This window comes from bacterium, assembly GCA_023150945.1.
Classification (GTDB): domain Bacteria; phylum Zhuqueibacterota; class Zhuqueibacteria; order Zhuqueibacterales; family Zhuqueibacteraceae; genus Coneutiohabitans.
The window spans coordinates 12,201-27,098 of record JAKLJX010000008.1 but is presented as its reverse complement, the minus strand read 5'-3'; the positions used below and the strand labels follow the sequence as shown (position 1 = coordinate 27,098).

The 14,898-nt window shown below is 56.9% G+C and carries 12 protein-coding genes and 1 pseudogene; all 13 read left to right on the top strand.

What is annotated here, in order from left to right:
- Positions 1 to 4 precede the first annotated feature (4 nt).
- Complete coding sequence (locus L6R21_12465; protein ID MCK6560000.1) at positions 5 to 1,183, top strand: exo-alpha-sialidase; 1,179 nt, start codon at positions 5 to 7, stop codon at positions 1,181 to 1,183.
- Positions 1,184 to 1,317: 134 nt separating this feature from the next.
- Entirely contained in the window at positions 1,318 to 1,614 is a 297-nt protein-coding gene (locus tag L6R21_12460; protein ID MCK6559999.1) for a MoaD/ThiS family protein, read from the top strand.
- 85 nt (positions 1,615 to 1,699) lie between these two features.
- Positions 1,700 to 4,747 carry a hypothetical protein gene (locus tag L6R21_12455; protein ID MCK6559998.1) on the top strand — a complete coding sequence of 1,016 codons (3,048 nt, stop codon included), beginning with the start codon at positions 1,700 to 1,702 and terminating at the stop codon, positions 4,745 to 4,747.
- A gap of 405 nt (positions 4,748 to 5,152) precedes the next feature.
- On the top strand, positions 5,153 to 5,902 hold the full coding sequence (locus L6R21_12450) for an isoprenylcysteine carboxylmethyltransferase family protein (GenBank protein ID MCK6559997.1): 750 nt from the start codon (positions 5,153 to 5,155) through the stop codon (positions 5,900 to 5,902).
- 190 nt (positions 5,903 to 6,092) lie between these two features.
- Complete coding sequence (locus L6R21_12445) at positions 6,093 to 7,313, top strand: DUF2652 domain-containing protein (GenBank protein ID MCK6559996.1); 1,221 nt, start codon at positions 6,093 to 6,095, stop codon at positions 7,311 to 7,313.
- A 697-nt stretch (positions 7,314 to 8,010) separates the two neighbouring features.
- Positions 8,011 to 8,055 (top strand): annotated as a pseudogene (locus tag L6R21_12440) (SEC-C domain-containing protein).
- Positions 8,056 to 8,229: 174 nt separating this feature from the next.
- Positions 8,230 to 8,466, top strand: a complete 237-nt coding sequence (locus tag L6R21_12435) for a hypothetical protein (GenBank protein ID MCK6559995.1) — start codon at positions 8,230 to 8,232, stop codon at positions 8,464 to 8,466.
- A 274-nt stretch (positions 8,467 to 8,740) separates the two neighbouring features.
- Positions 8,741 to 10,042: a toll/interleukin-1 receptor domain-containing protein gene (locus tag L6R21_12430; protein ID MCK6559994.1), complete on the top strand. Its 1,302-nt coding sequence runs from the start codon at positions 8,741 to 8,743 to the stop codon at positions 10,040 to 10,042.
- A 95-nt stretch (positions 10,043 to 10,137) separates the two neighbouring features.
- The gene (locus L6R21_12425) at positions 10,138 to 10,581 is read left to right on the top strand and encodes a toll/interleukin-1 receptor domain-containing protein (protein MCK6559993.1); all 444 of its coding nucleotides are present in this window, start codon (positions 10,138 to 10,140) and stop codon (positions 10,579 to 10,581) included.
- Positions 10,582 to 10,633: 52 nt separating this feature from the next.
- Positions 10,634 to 11,836 carry a hypothetical protein gene (locus tag L6R21_12420; GenBank protein ID MCK6559992.1) on the top strand — a complete coding sequence of 401 codons (1,203 nt, stop codon included), beginning with the start codon at positions 10,634 to 10,636 and terminating at the stop codon, positions 11,834 to 11,836.
- Between the two features lie 2 nt (positions 11,837 to 11,838).
- Positions 11,839 to 13,722: a TIR domain-containing protein gene (locus tag L6R21_12415; GenBank protein MCK6559991.1), complete on the top strand. Its 1,884-nt coding sequence runs from the start codon at positions 11,839 to 11,841 to the stop codon at positions 13,720 to 13,722.
- Positions 13,723 to 13,966: 244 nt separating this feature from the next.
- Positions 13,967 to 14,401, top strand: coding sequence for a VOC family protein (locus tag L6R21_12410; protein MCK6559990.1), 435 nt, complete (start codon positions 13,967 to 13,969; stop codon positions 14,399 to 14,401).
- Positions 14,402 to 14,414: 13 nt separating this feature from the next.
- The gene (locus L6R21_12405; GenBank protein ID MCK6559989.1) at positions 14,415 to 14,870 is read left to right on the top strand and encodes an MmcQ/YjbR family DNA-binding protein; all 456 of its coding nucleotides are present in this window, start codon (positions 14,415 to 14,417) and stop codon (positions 14,868 to 14,870) included.
- Positions 14,871 to 14,898: the final 28 nt, after the last annotated feature.

Below are 14,898 nucleotides of genomic sequence, written 5' to 3'. Positions count from 1 at the left end.
AAGCATGAGCCGAGTACGCGTTTTGGTCGGCACCAAAAAGGGCGCGTTCATCATTTCCGCGGACGGCAAGCGGGGGAAATGGGAGGTGAGCGGGCCGCACTTTGCAGGTTGGGAAATCTATCACATGAAAGGCTCGCCGGTTGATCCCAACCGGATCTATACCTCTCAGACCAGCGGCTGGTTCGGGCAAATAATCCAACGCTCGGATGACGGCGGCAAAACCTGGTACCAGCCCGGCACGCCGGCGGGCGCACCGACCACCACGCCCGACGGCATGCCCATGGGCGAAAGCAACAAGTTTGTTTATGATGCCTCTGCGGCGCCACTGACTACGCATCAATGGTATGACGGCACGCAGCATCCGTGGGAGTTCAAGCGCGTGTGGCATCTCGAGCCGTCGCTCACCGATCCGGATACCGTCTATGCCGGTGTCGAAGACGCGGCAATGTTTCGCACGACCGACGGCGGCAAGACCTGGCATGAGCTAGCCGGACTGCGCGGCCACGGCACCGGGTCGCAATGGATGCCCGGCGCCGGCGGCATGGGCCTGCACACGATTCTGTTGGATGCAAAAAATCCCGGGCGCATCTATGGCGCCATTTCAGCGGCGGGCGTGTTCCGCACCGACGATGAGGGCAAGACCTGGAAACCGATCAATCGCGGTTTGAAATCTCAATACATTCCGGACCCCGATGCCGAGATTGGCCATTGTGTGCATCGCATTGCCATGCACCCCTCGCGGCCGAACGTGCTGTTCATGCAGAAGCATTGGGATGTGATGCGCAGCGATGATGCCGGCGAGTCGTGGCGCGAAGTCAGCGGGAACTTGCCGACGGATTTCGGTTTCCCGATCGACGTGCACGCGCACGAGCCGGAGACCATCTACGTCGTGCCGATCAAGAGCGACTCCGAGCATTATCCGCCCGAGGGCAAACTGCGCGTCTACCGCAGCAAAACCGGTGGCAACGAATGGGAAGCCTTAACCAAAGGCTTGCCGCAACAGAACTGCTACGTCAACGTGCTGCGCGATGCCATGGCCGTTGATACGCTCGACAAGTGCGGCATCTATTTCGGCACCACCGGCGGCCAAGTGTATTGCTCACCCGATGGCGGCGACACTTGGGCGCCCATCGTCCGCGATTTGCCCTCCGTGCTTTCCGTGGAAGTGCAAACCCTGCGGTAGCCGGAGCGCAGGCTCAGTTACCAGGATTTCGTAGTCCTGCCCCTCGTGCGGCATCGCTCCAACCATGGAATTCTTTGGCTTCGACAGCGACTCACCAGCGGGCGGGACTACCAAGAAGCAATGAGCAACTTGCCATGATCAGAGTCATCATTCCCTATCATCTCCGCACACTGGCGCAAACCGGCGCCGAGGTGCAGCTCGAGATCGCAGGCCCGGTCACGCTGCGCGCGGTGCTCGACGCACTCGAGGCGCGCTATCCCATGTTGCGGGGAACGATCCGCGACCACGTGACGCAGCAGCGCCGGCCGTTTTTGCGCTACTTCGCTTGTGAAGCAGACTGGTCCCTCGAACCGCCGGACACGCTGCTACCGGAGGCGGTGGCCACGGGAAGCGAACCGTTCATCGTGTTGGGTTCCATTGCCGGCGGCTAGCACAGCTTCTCCGGCGCCTGATTTTTCGCAGCGGCCGGCGCCGGCCGGAGGGTTCAGGGCGGCCGTTTTCTTCTCCTGAATGCTGATGCAGAACAAACCAACCGCAACGACATTTCTCGTCCTTCTCCTTTGCTATTCTGCTTTGGGCTACGCTCAGCTCTTGCCGTTTGAGCAATATTCCATCAAAGACGGCCTGCCTTCGAACTGGATCACGGCAATCGTGCAGGATGCCCGCGGCTATTTGTGGGCCGGTGGCGACGGCGGCTTCGCGATTTACGATGGCATCCGCTTCACAAACTATGACGTGGATAAGGGCCTGCCGGTCGGCTTTGTCTGGTGCTTCGGCGAGAGCCGCAAAGCGCCGGGCACCATGTACCTCGGCACGAACGGCGGCGGCCTGGCCACATTCGAAAACGGCAAGATCACTGCGCGCTTGCTCCGTCACGGCCTGCCTGCCAAGCCCGGCGCGCTGCACAATACGATTCATGCGATTTATGAAGATGACGACGGCACTGTTTGGTGCGGCACGAATGTCGGCATCTACCAGGTACGCGGTGACAGTGTCTCGTTCTTCTTCGCCAGCGGCGACTCCGGCATCGTGCAGTTTTTCGTACCCACGCGGGACGGCCGCTTGTGGTTCAACGCCAGAGAAAAACTCTACCACTACACGGCCGGCACCGGCGCTGTGAAACAAGTGGACCTGGGCGAGCAGTCGGCTCCGCTGGTCTGCCTGTTCGAGGACGCAGATGGAATCGTGTGGTGCGGCGCCGAAGGTGGTGCGCTTTACAAGATTCAGCAGGACCGCCTGGCGGCCTCCAAATCAACGGGGGCATTCGACGTCGGCGGCATCGTGGAAGACCATGAGGGGAATCTCTGGGTCGCGGCCGGCGGCCTGTTGAAGATCGCCAAGAAGAATTTTCCCCACAGTGAATTCACGCGCTTTACGACAGCGAATGGACTGCCCGACAATGTGGTGGGATCGTGTTTCCTGGATCGCGAGCACAATCTGTGGTTGTCGAGCCGCCGCGGCGGCCTGATCAAGCTGTCCGAACGCTCGCTCACGCGCCTTCCTTTTGCCGGCCTGGCTTCACGCCCCGATGTTCTCAATCACACCGCGGTAGTCGATTCGGCTGGCCACTTGTTTGTGGCGACGGAAAGGGGACTGTGGGAAATTTGGCGGGATGACAACGGCAGTTGGGCGATATTTCTGCATGTGCTTCCCGCCCTGGCGCCCCGGCCGGAAAAGCGATTCTTCGCGCATCATACTTCTGTGGCGTTTGCACCGGACGGTCTGCTGTGGCATACGATTCACGGCGGCGGTTTGGCGGCCTATCGCGTCACGCGACAACCGCGGCAAGCCTCGCGTCTGGCGCTGGTCAGAAAGCTGGCGCCGGGCAGAGACCTGCCCGATGGTAATCCGCTTGGCATCACCATTGACCGCCGCAACCGGATTTGGTATGTGATCTGGGGCTTGGGCATTGTGCAGATCGATCCGGTTACTTTGCGAAGCCAGTCGTATCTGCAGACGGAGACGCCGCAAGCTTTTATTCAAGACCGGCAGGGGCGAATCTGGATCGGCACGTTCAATGACGGCATTCATGTTTTCGAAGTGGCAGAGGATTCCCTGCGCCGGCAGCGGCATTTCAGCGTGAGGCAGGGATTGCCCAGCAATCGCATCCGCGCACTGCTGCAACGCCGCAACGGCGAAATCTGGATCGGCCACCGCTTTGACGGGATTTCGATCTATCGCGAGGGAACCTTCGCAAGGCTCACGAGCAAAGACGGACTGCTCCACAATGCAGTGTGGGCGCTGGCGGAGGATTCCGAAGGCCGCGTGTGGATCGGCACCTCTGCCGGCGTGCAACAGACCGAGGCGGAGGACTCGCGACGGCTCCGGGCCAATGCCCATTTGATCGGCCGATTCACCGAAGGCCTCGGCGTCATCGCAAGCGAGAAAACCGTGTGGGCGATGAGTGCGGACGAATTGATCCTCTACGAATATGGGCGTACGGCGCCGCCGTCGCCACCGCCGCCGGTTTATCTCACCGGCATGCGTGTCAACGGCAAGGAGCAGCCGCTGCAGAACGGTTTGCAGCTCAGCCATGACCAGAATGTGTGTACCATCCTGTTTACCGGCATCAGCCTCACCGGCGCGAATGCGTTGCGCTACACCTACCGGCTGGCCGGCTTGCAGGAAGAGTGGCAGGAGCCGATTGCGGAGCGCGTCGTCACCTACGCTTCGCTGCGGCCGGGAAATTACACCTTTGAGGTGAAAGCGGTCAATGCCGGAGGCGTGGAAAGCCGCGTGCCGGCGGCCATTTCGTTCAAGATCACCCCGCCGTTCTGGCAGCGTTGGTGGTTCATCGCGTTCTGCCTCATCGTGCTGGGCAGCGTGCTCTATGGCATTCACGTCGTGCGTCTGGATCGCCTGGTGGCAATCGAAAGAATCCGCGCGCGGATCGCCACCGATCTGCATGACGACATCGGCGCCGGTTTGACGCACATTGGCCTGCTCTCCCAAGTCGCCCTGCAAAAGAAGAATGTGCGGCCGTTTTTCGCCCAGGACAGTGACCAGGCGCTCGCGGCCGGCGAACTCGATCTGCAGACGGCAGCGGCCGCAGTTCACGAGTTGGGCGGTGCGATGGAACGGATGGGCAACGTCGCGCGCGAACTGTCGGCGGCAATGAGCGACGTGGTGTGGTCGATCAATCCCCAACACGACTCCGGGGAAGCGCTGCAGCGCCGGCTGAGCGTCTTTGCCCACGAAATCTGCCGCGCCCGCAACATCGCGCTGCATTTCGAAGTGGCCGAGCAAATTGCCGGCATCAAACTGCATCCCGAGCTGCGGCGCAGTCTGCTGCTGATCGCCAAAGAGGCGTTGCACAACGCCGTGAAGTACTCCGGCAGCCCGAGTCTTGCCATCAAATTCCTGCTTCAGGGGAAGAACCTGGTTGTCGAGATCGTGGATGCGGGCAAGGGCATCGCCGCGACCGGCACGGAAAAGGGCAACGGCCTCGTCAATATGCGCCTGCGCACCGAGAAATTGGGCGGCACCTTCGAGCTTATTTCCGCGCCCGGCAAAGGCACGCAAATAAAAGCCCTGGTGCCCTTGAAGAATTTATCCGGCAAATGAAGAAAACCGCCGGCACTCCATTTTCGCGCTCACTGCCGGTCGGCGCGCCAAGCCCGCTAATTCCGCGCTGAAAGCAGCAACCTGACCGGACGGGAAGCTCCGGCAGCGACCATCCGGCATTGCAGTCCCGGCGCTGCGCCAACCTGCTTCATTCCCTTCTCTCTTCCTCTTGTTCCGCCTGCGTTACCTCTCCACAAGCGCGCTGTGCCGGCCTATCCCAAGAGATAGTTGCCGTACTGATCAGCAAGGCCGTTGAGGGGGAGGAGGCCCGGCCGCGGCCTCGATCTCGGCGAAAACCATCGCTAGGGATAGTAGAATTTATGCCCGCGCTCGCCTACCTTGCGCGCAACAAATCACGATGGTCGCAGCGCTTTTTTCATCAACCCAATTCAGAAAGGAGCTCAGATGAAGCGAGTACTGGTTTTCGTGTATGGCGTGGTGTGCTATGCCGTTTTCTTCGCCACGTTTCTGTATGCCTTCGGGTTCATCGGCAATCTCTTTGTCGCGAAGTCGATTGATTCCGGCGCCCAGGGGCCGTTGCGCGAAGCCCTGCTCATCAACGCGGCACTGCTCGGCTTGTTCGCCATTCAGCACAGCGTGATGGCACGGCAAAGCTTCAAACGGCAGTTGACCAAGATCATCCCCGCGGCAGCCGAACGCAGCACCTATGTTCTGCTCTCCAGCCTGTGTTTGATCCTGCTGTTCGCGCAGTGGCGACCGATGGGCGGCGTGATTTGGGACGTGCAGGACGCCACCGGCCGCGCGCTTCTTTTCGGCCTTTATGGCTTCGGCTGGCTGTTGGTGCTGGCCACGACGTTTCTGATCAACCACTTCGACCTCTTCGGACTGCGGCAGGTTTGGCTCTATCTGCGGGGCCAGGAGTACAAGAAGCTCGAATTCGTCACTCCCGGGCCATACAAGCACATTCGCCATCCGCTTTATCTGGGCTGGCTCTTCGCCTTCTGGGCCACGCCGACCATGACGGCGGCGCATCTGGTGTTCGCCCTCGCCACCACGGCCTACATCCTGATCGCGATCCGTCTGGAAGAGCGGGATTTGGTGGACCTGCACGGCGAGGCCTACAAGAACTATCGCGAGGAAGTGCCCATGCTCCTTCCGGTGGGCAGGAAGAAAGCGACGCTGCAGGAAGCTTAGCCGAACGCGCCGGATTCCGCCAAGGCCAGTGCGCTCTCGGCCGCGAGGCGCTCGCCAAGTCAGAGCGAAGGAAGTGGGCCCCGCGAGCCGGCCGGGGAGGAGAGTGTGCCGTGACGAGCGACTCGAGCCGGCTCCGCTGCGCACAGCCCCACTTGCTCCAAACATTGGAATGCAGGCAGGAGATTACCGGATGAAAACTGAAAGCGTTGTGCTGATCATCGCGGATATCAGCGGCTATACCCGTTTCATGCTCGATCATCAGAAAGCATTGGTGCACAGCCAGATGGTGATCAGTGAGCTGCTCAATCTGCTGGTGCAACAAGCCGGGCCCCCGCTCGAAGTCGTCGAGTTGGAAGGCGACGCCGTGTTCATGTATGCTGCGAAAGCGGAGCAGGCCGTCGCTCGCAAGAAGATCGGCGCGCAACTGCTCGAATTCTTCGCCGTCTTCCGGAGGAAAACCGAGGAGTTGCAGGCGTACAGCATGTGCTTCTGCAATGCCTGCCGGAACATCGCCAAGTTGAAGCTGAAGATCGTGGTGCACAGTGGCGAGGCGGTGTTCAGCAAGATCGGCCAGTTCAACCGCCTGTCCGGCGTCGATGTCATCACCGTGCACCGGCTGTTGAAGAATTCGGTGGCCGCGCGGGAATACCTCCTGGCGACCGAGTCCGCCATGGCTGACCTCGAGTTTCCCGAACCGCTCGAGATGATCGCGACCGAGGAAGCGTACGATGTCGGTGCCCTCAAGACCTGTGCGTATTTGCCGGCTGCCGGCCGGCCGGTGGCGGCTCACAAAACAGCGGCGCGGCCGCTTTTCCCTTCGCACGTCGGGCGCGAAATTTTGCGCTATGAAATCCGGCGGGAATATTCCGAAGTCGCCAACACGCCCGGCAAAGGCTTTCACTTTCATACCGGCGGCGCGCTGGCGCAGATGCTCGACTATGAGGCGCATTGGTGCAACACGATTCCAGCGCCGGCGGTTGCCTCTTTCGCGGGCACCGGCAATCCTTTCGCCGTGGGCGAGATTCGTCGCGGTGATCACGTCCTCGATGTGGGGTCCGGCGCCGGCTTCGACAGCCTGATTGCCGCGCACCTGGTGGGCCCATCCGGGCGGGTGGTTGGCGTGGATATGACCCCGGCGATGTTGCACAAAGCCCGGGCCGCGGCCACTGCGGCCGGATTGCGTCAGGTCGAGTTCAAAGAAGGCTATGCAGAGTCGCTGCCGCTTCCCGACGCCTGGGCCGATGTCGTCATCTCCAATGGCGCCATCAATCTCTGCCCGGACAAGCCGGCAGTCTTCCGTGAGATGTATCGTGTGCTCAAGCCGGGTGGCCGCCTGCAGATTGCCGATCTCGTCGTGCGAAAAGCCATATCGGAGAAGGCGAAAAAGAACATCGACCTGTGGACCGGCTGAATTGCCGGCGCTCTGCTGGAAGCAGAACTGGAAGCAGTCGTGCGTGAAGCCGGTTTTGACGGCTTCACCATCAAACGCCGCAAAGATGTGTTCAGCGACACGCCACAACAATCCCGGGCGATCAGCCTGGGAACCGTGGGCGTCACGTTTTTGGCGCGCAAGCCCTGATCGCGCAGGAGCCGCGACCAGGCTGGCGCGCTGCGATGGGGGAAATCTGCCAGCCGGCGCCTGAGCAGTTTGCTTCGCGCCCTGACAAAGCTGGCGAGTCAAACTTGAGCTGTCGTCCGCCGTCCTGTTGGACTTTTCTGCTACAGCGCTTGGGCCGCAGGTGGCACGCCCACGGTTCGCGCCGAAGCGCAGCAGTAGTTTCCTCGAATTCCCACCGCAAGATCCCCGTTTTCCTCGCCGAGTTCGCGAGTTAACAGCGGGCAGGTTTTGTTTGCGCGGCCCGCTGCCACGCGAGTTTGCCTTTGTGCTCACGCTTTGCCCGGACCCTGCTCTTGACGCCGCGGCCGGGGGAAATTTGTTTTGAAATTGCAGACCCCTCTGGTTATATTTTGGCCCGGCTTGCTGTGCGGGATGCAGGTTTCCGGTTCCCGCAGATCAATTGCCCATTGCGACCGTACCCGACGACCAATTCCGGGTGATCGGGATTTCGGGGTTCACCAACCAGTTCCTTTTGTTCAGGAGGGCGAGTATGAACGCCGTGCGAAGAAATGATCCGTGCCCATGCGGCTCCGGCAAGAAATACAAGCATTGTTGTTACCAGAAGAACTATAGCGCGGCAGCGGCAACAAAGAAGACGGTTCACTTCCCTCTGCCGGAAGGGTCTGCAACGTCTGCGCAAATTACCTCTTTCGATGCAATCCCTGTTCACAACCAGAACGGCCTGCGGCCGGAGATTACTGCGGAGCAGATGATGGATTTGTGCCTCGATGAAATCCACAGACTGCTGGCGGTCGAGCGGGTGGGCATGACCAAAGACTTGGTCGATGCCGTGCTGCATGAAATGGATATTGTCCCGACCTTCACCTACCGCCAGCTTGCGGAGCGCATGGAGAAGGACGGCCGGTTCAGCGTGTTCAAAGGGCAAATCTGCAGCCGCAAAGGTTCGGATCCGGTGATGTTGATGGCGGAGAAATTGCGTGGTTGATTTCCGAAGAAATTGGCTGTTCGTCTTTCTGAACCCATCGAATTCGATGGGTTCAAAATAACAACGAATTTCGTGGCGATGGTAAACGTTTGAATCTCAAACCCCTCGAATTCGATGGGTTTAGATAAAGCATTGAGTTCCGCGACGTATGTGAAAAAGATGTGCCCTGATTCTGAGGCGTTTCGTAGTCCCCGTCCCTTGTGGACGGCTGTGACGTGTTCATGAGTTCTGTTTTCCACCATCGCCCCGCAAGGGGTCGTGACTACAAAATAACATGCCGAACGATTTCAAATACGACGTCTTCCTCAGCCACAGCGCGAAGGACAAATCGATTGTTCGCGAGTTGGCAAACATGCTGAAGAATGACAGGCTGCGCGTGTGGTTCGACGAGTGGGAGCTGATGCCCGGTGACAGCATTCCGGCGAAGATCGAGGAAGGGCTGGAGAACTCCCGCGTGCTCGTCCTCTGCATGTCGGCGAATACGTTTGGCTCCGACTGGGCGCAGTTGGAGGCCGGCACGTTCCGGTTTCGCGACCCGCTAAACAAGGAGCGCCGCTTCATTCCCCTACGGCTCGACGACGCCCCCGTCAAAAGCTCGCTGGCGCAATTCCTTCACATCGACTGGCTCTCGCAAGACCGCGAGCAGGAGTATGCGAAGCTCATCGAAGCTTGCCGACCGCCAGCGAAGCCACAGGCGATAGAAACCGAAACTAGCCAGGACCTTGCGATGGTCCAATCGATATCAGTGAGACATCTCGCTGATTCCGAGGAAACAATGATAAAACTATGTGTTCATAAAGCCAGATTTGTCAATAGTGAAACCGAGTTCTACTTCATCAATGTTACGAATCTATCACCTGCGCGAGAAGTTGAAGTGACCCATGTTTGGTTTGACGGTGAGCGTCAAATTGCAGTTCTTCAGTCCGATAGACCGCTGCCGAAAAGGCTGAGATTGGACGAAACTTGGGAAACTCGAATCGAATGTTTCAGAATTCCTGAACAAGCTAGGGAAACCGCCTATACGATGTTCAGAGCTAGGCTTTCTACGGGTGAAGTCTTCAGCTCAGAAAAGAACGTTAGTGTGCCTCAAATGGGTTTTTCTCCAGGAGCTCAAATTGACAAAAGCGAACCGGAACATGCGCTTGCGATTAAGATTCACAAACCACGTATGAAGTTCAGTACTTTCGGGGTTGAGAGAATCAAAACTGAATTTCAGTGTGTATTTCATAATGAGGGGAGAAAACCAATTGCTTTGGTCGAGTCACATCTGGTCATCAAATTTGACATTCCCTTGAGTAATGGTATGCAAGAACTCCGGCTCGATTTGTACTCATACAAGGATCTACGCAATGCACATCAAGAGAAGACAATTGGAGGCCACCATTTGATTCTTGACCCGAACACAATTGAAAACCTTTCGTTGAAGTTCTATCTGAACACCGAACTTAAGACACATGAAATGAATGCGTTGCGCGATGAGCTAAACGGAACAAAAGATTTTGTTTTTATCATTTATGCCATCGATATTGAAGATCGCGTTTACCAGTCAATGCCAACCAGAGTTTCTGAACGTTGAATTTGCTTTTTTGCGACTGGCTTGTAAAGGCTGCATAGAGCTGAAATGTTTTTCGCGTCTTGACATGGGACGAACGGTCAAGCAAGAGACACCCTATGCCCAACGATTTCAAATACGACGTCTTCCTCAGCCACAGCGCGAAGGACAAATCGATTGTTCGCGAGTTGGCAAACCGGCTGAAGAATGACAAGCTGCGCGTCTGGTTCGACGAGTGGGAGCTGAAGCCCGGCGACAGCATTCCGGCGAAGATTGAGGAGGGGCTGGAAAGCTCGCGCGTGCTCGTGCTCTGCATGTCGGCAAATGCGTTCGGCTCCGACTGGGCGCAGTTGGAGGCCGGCACCTGCCGGTTTCGCAACCCGCTGAACCAGGAGCGCCGCTTCATTCCCCTGCGGCTCGATGACGCTCCCATCAAAGGTTCGCTGGCGCAATTCCTTTACATCAACTGGCTCTCGCAAGACCGTGAGCAGCAATATCCGAAGCTGCTCGAAGCAAAAGCCGCGAGCGAGCAGGTTGCAGAAAAGACCATTCAACTCGCATAACACCAAATCAACGAATTGCGAGAATAAACATTCTATCTTCTTGAGGTTGAAGATGCAAAGACGTGCACTTATTGCTGGTCTCATCATCATATTGATGACACATCTGTGTTTTGCTCAACAAAAGCCTTTGTCCGACAAGGAACAGTTAATACAAATGCAACAAACAATCGATAGTCTTCGGCAGCAAATAAACACGAACTACTCAGCAATCGATAAAAAGCTAAATAGTATTGATGATCAATTGTCGATGAACATATTACAAACAGCACAGCACAAAGTTGATATTGCGAATATTCTCATTCAATGGATGGCGGCTCTTTTGGCAATAACTACGATAGGGATTGCCGTCGCAGGCTTTATAGGATTGAGAGAGTTTAACGCTGTCCGTTCGAAGGAGAAAGAGATGGAAATAAAGTTGAATCAAATGGAAGATGCGATTAAGAAGATTGGAGAGGTTCGAGGCCAAGTATTGAATGAAAGTAGAAATTTGATACTATGTCTTAATTATCTCTCGCAAGCAAGGGCCTTTAAAAATCTTGGTCAAATTCAAGAAGCCCATAGGGAGATCATGAGAGCACTAGAAATGGTCAAAGATACAGACAATGAACTGCGTTCCGATGTGCATCTGCTTCAGGGCGAAGTATACAAAGATCAAGCGAACTATACGAAAGCAATTTCAGAAATTAGAAAATCTATAGAAATCAAATCAAATAATCCCAGAGCTTTCAGATATCTTGGCGCTGTCTACTTCATGATGAACAGGCTAAGCGAAGCTGAAATGAACATGAAGAAGGCTCTTGATCTTTTGCCTGATGATTTTAAAACATTAAACAATCTGGGAGAAATCTATGTGGGAAAAAAGGAATACGAAAAAGCTGAAGCAACTTTCCTGTCGTGCATAGATGTTAATCCAGAATATCCCGCTCCTTACTTACATTTGGGAACCATTTATCGATATTTTAATCAAAAAGACAAATCAATTTCTTGCTTCGAACAAGCAGAAAAACTTTGCAAAAAGCGAATTGACGCTGGCTCAACCCATAGTCATGACTTTTATACTTTAGGATGGGCGAATTTAGGGAAGGGCAACGTAAGTGATGCAAAACGTTACATGGAAGATGGATATCGCTCATTTCCCTCCAAAGATGTTATTCGTGAACTGCGGTTGTATATTACTGTATTGGCTGAGAGTCCTGATCCTCCGGAAGGGACAAACGAGATTATCGAGTGGCTTCATAAAAAGCTTAGTAATTGAGCATGGAAGGCGCGGCTCTGGCCTGCGTGCTGTTTGATTGCCGCAACGAAACGAATCCCTTCGAGGGCGCGGCTTATTGGTCGCAGGTGCTCGACCAGGCGGCTACGAACACGAAGCTCAAGAAGCTGCTCGTGGCCGCGCGCATCGACGTGGGCGGTCTGCCGGCGAGCAAAGAGCGCATCGAAGCCTTTGCCCGCGAGCACGGCTTTACGCAGTTCATTCCCACCAGCGCCAGCACCGGCGAGGGCTGCGATGACTTGCTGGCGGCCATTCGCCAAGGCATTCCCTGGAACGAAGTGCCGAAGGTGACCACGACCGATACGCTGGCGGCCCTGCGTGATTATGTGGCGAGATTGAAGGGCGAGAAAGGCGGCGCGGAGGCGAAGGCCGGTCAACAGGCCGCGCCCGCCAGATTGTTTACCATCGCGGAGCTGCACGAGGGCTTTAGCTCGTACTTTGGCAAGAAGCTTCCTTTGGAGGAATTCATCGCGCACCTGCAACGTCTCGAAGCGACGGACGCGGTGGATTTGCTGGTTTTTCACACTACGGGCGCGGCGCCGCAACCGGAAAGCTTGGCGCTGCTCGACCCCACGCGAGTGGATGCGTATTCGAGCGCGCTGTTAGTGGCCGCGAAAGACGAACCCGACGGGCCTGGGCATCTGCTCGAATCGCGCGTGCGCGAGGGGAGCTTCAAGCTCGACAAAGACGAGCGCATTGCCGATCCCGAGTCCGAGCGGCATCTGCTGTGGTATGTGTTGGAGGAATTGTTATCACGCGATCTGGCGCTGCGCGAGACCATCAAGGGTGAAGATTACGTGGTGTTCCCCTCGCAATGCACGGCGGAGCTGAGGTTTCCGGGCGCGGCGGCTCTCGGCGTGGCGTTCGCGTTCAGCGGGCCGGTGCGAAGTATTTATGCGACGCTCATCGCGCAGCTCGCGCATTACGAGGGCTTCAAGAAGCGGGAGTTCTTTCAGGACGCTGCCGCCTACCGGCCAGATGCGGGCGGGCGCTGCCTCGTCCGTCTGCGCGACCACGGCCGCGGTCAAGGCGAACTGGAGTTGTTCTTCGATGGCGAAACACCGGCAAACGTCCGGCAGGGCTTCCTCGAATTCGTCAGCAAGCATTTGGAGTCGAAGAGCACGCCAGGCAGCGTGAGCAAGCGGCATGACTATCACTGCATCAATGCGGAGTGCCGCAAGCCCTTCGCCGACGATCTCGTGAAAGCGAGACTTGCAGCGCGAAAGAAAAATTTGCTTTGCCCTTATTGCGAGCAGAAGACCCCGCTCATCAATCTGCTGGCCGAGCCAACTGCCGCAGCGGAATCGGTGGCAGCAAAGATTGGCACGGATGCCAAAGCTGGCCGCCAGCGCATGACCGCCGGGTTGGTCATCAAGGCTAAGGAAGCAGAAGGAAAATTCGACGTGTTCCTGAGCCATAATTCGAAAGACAAAGCAGCGGTGGAGAAAATCGCGAAGCAATTGCTCAAGGTGGGAATTCGTCCGTGGCTGGATAGATGGAATCTTACTCCGGGCGATACGATTTCAGAGGCTTTGGAGCAGGCCATCAAAACCATTCCGTGCGCGGCGCTGTGTTTTGGGCCAGCGGATATTGGCAAATGGCACATTTTGGAGATCAGAGCTTACGTGGAGAAATGGGCGAGCGGGACAGCGCGAATGATTCCAGTGATTTTGCCCAAAGTCGAAGAGACGCCCGAACTGCCGCTTTTTGTTCGTCAAACCTTGTGGGTGGATATGCGCGATTGGGAAAATGAGAAAAGTGACGGCTTTTATCGCCTGATCTGCGGCATCTTGGGCAGGGCGCCGGGTGATTCGCCGATGAAGAGGTTCGGCGTTCGCGAGGTGGCGGAGTGGCAGGGCGCGAGTTGAAATAAACGCAAAGTCATTCACGCAAAGGCGCAGAGTCGCTCAGGCAAAGCAAAGAAAATCAAAACGGGTCTTTTGCTCAAAGAAATTGAACTTTCATCGAAATGAAAAAATTTCTCTTTGCGCATTCTCTGCGTCTTTGCGACTCCCCCGCTCCGCCTCTTGCAGCTTGCGGACGCGGGGCGGAGTGCGTGCGCATTTCAGTTCCACCTCCCTTTTCCAAACATCCTGAATAGGAAACCGAACAATGGAACCTGAAACGAAGCCCGAAACGAACGTCCAGCAGGCCGTGCCGTTTTTTGCGGTGGCCGATATGGAAAAATCTCTTCGCTTTTACCTCGACGGCCTCGGCTTCAAAATGGCGACCAAATGGATCGACGAGGGCAAGCTCCGCTGGTGCCGGCTCGAGCTTGGCGCCGCGGCGCTGATGCTGCAAGAGTTCCGCAAGGACGGGCATGATTCCTGGACGCCGGAAGGCAAGGTGGGAGTGGGGGTATCAATCTACTTCATCTGCAAAGACGCCCTGGCAATTTATCACGACTTCATCTCACGGGGAATCAAGGCGAAAAAGCCTTTCGTCGGCAACGCCATGTGGGTCACACAAGTGACGGACCCCGATGGCTATAATCTCTTCTTCGAGAGTCGCACGGACGCGCGCGAAGAAGCCGCGTACTCAGGTTGACCGGCGGTATTTGATGAAGCCTCCAACAAAAAAACTTCACTCTGCAACGAGCCAAACACACCTGCAACGCGTGCGCCGCATTTGCGCCAGCCTGCCCGGGAGCACCGAAAAACTCTCGCATGGCGAGCCGACGTTCTTCGTCGCCAAGAAAGTCTTTTGCATGTTTGCCGACGATCATCACCACGACGGCCACCTCGCCGTGTGGCTGCCGGCGCCCATCGGCATCCAGGAAATGGTGATTGCCGCCTCGCCGGAGAAATACTTCAAGCCACCCTATGTGGGCGTGCGCGGTTGGATCGGCGTCGAGCTGGCGCGGGTGAAAGATCGCGAGCTGGATTTTCTCATCCGCCAGGCCTGGCGGATGATCGCGCCGAAAAAATTGCAGGCGGCGCTGAGGTCGCCAGGAAGTGGACTTGATCAAAAGAAAACCGCGAAGGCGCAAAGCGCGCCAAGAAGGCGCAAAAATTGAGTGAGCGATCAGGAGCAGACCCGAATGG

Bases quoted from the DNA above. Each gene is read 5' to 3' on its own strand.
- L6R21_12420 (MCK6559992.1), top strand. From the start codon at position 10,634: ATGCAAAGACGTGCACTTATTGCTGGTCTCATCATCATATTGATGACA.
- L6R21_12460 (MCK6559999.1), top strand. From the start codon at position 1,318: ATGATCAGAGTCATCATTCCCTATCATCTCCGCACACTGGCGCAAACC.
- L6R21_12445 (MCK6559996.1), top strand. From the start codon at position 6,093: ATGAAAACTGAAAGCGTTGTGCTGATCATCGCGGATATCAGCGGCTAT.
- L6R21_12410 (MCK6559990.1), top strand. From the start codon at position 13,967: ATGGAACCTGAAACGAAGCCCGAAACGAACGTCCAGCAGGCCGTGCCG.
- L6R21_12455 (MCK6559998.1), top strand. From the start codon at position 1,700: ATGCAGAACAAACCAACCGCAACGACATTTCTCGTCCTTCTCCTTTGC.
- L6R21_12450 (MCK6559997.1), top strand. From the start codon at position 5,153: ATGAAGCGAGTACTGGTTTTCGTGTATGGCGTGGTGTGCTATGCCGTT.
- L6R21_12405 (MCK6559989.1), top strand. From the start codon at position 14,415: ATGAAGCCTCCAACAAAAAAACTTCACTCTGCAACGAGCCAAACACAC.
- L6R21_12430 (MCK6559994.1), top strand. From the start codon at position 8,741: ATGCCGAACGATTTCAAATACGACGTCTTCCTCAGCCACAGCGCGAAG.
- L6R21_12415 (MCK6559991.1), top strand. From the start codon at position 11,839: ATGGAAGGCGCGGCTCTGGCCTGCGTGCTGTTTGATTGCCGCAACGAA.
- L6R21_12425 (MCK6559993.1), top strand. From the start codon at position 10,138: ATGCCCAACGATTTCAAATACGACGTCTTCCTCAGCCACAGCGCGAAG.
- L6R21_12435 (MCK6559995.1), top strand. From the start codon at position 8,230: ATGATGGATTTGTGCCTCGATGAAATCCACAGACTGCTGGCGGTCGAG.
- L6R21_12465 (MCK6560000.1), top strand. From the start codon at position 5: ATGAGCCGAGTACGCGTTTTGGTCGGCACCAAAAAGGGCGCGTTCATC.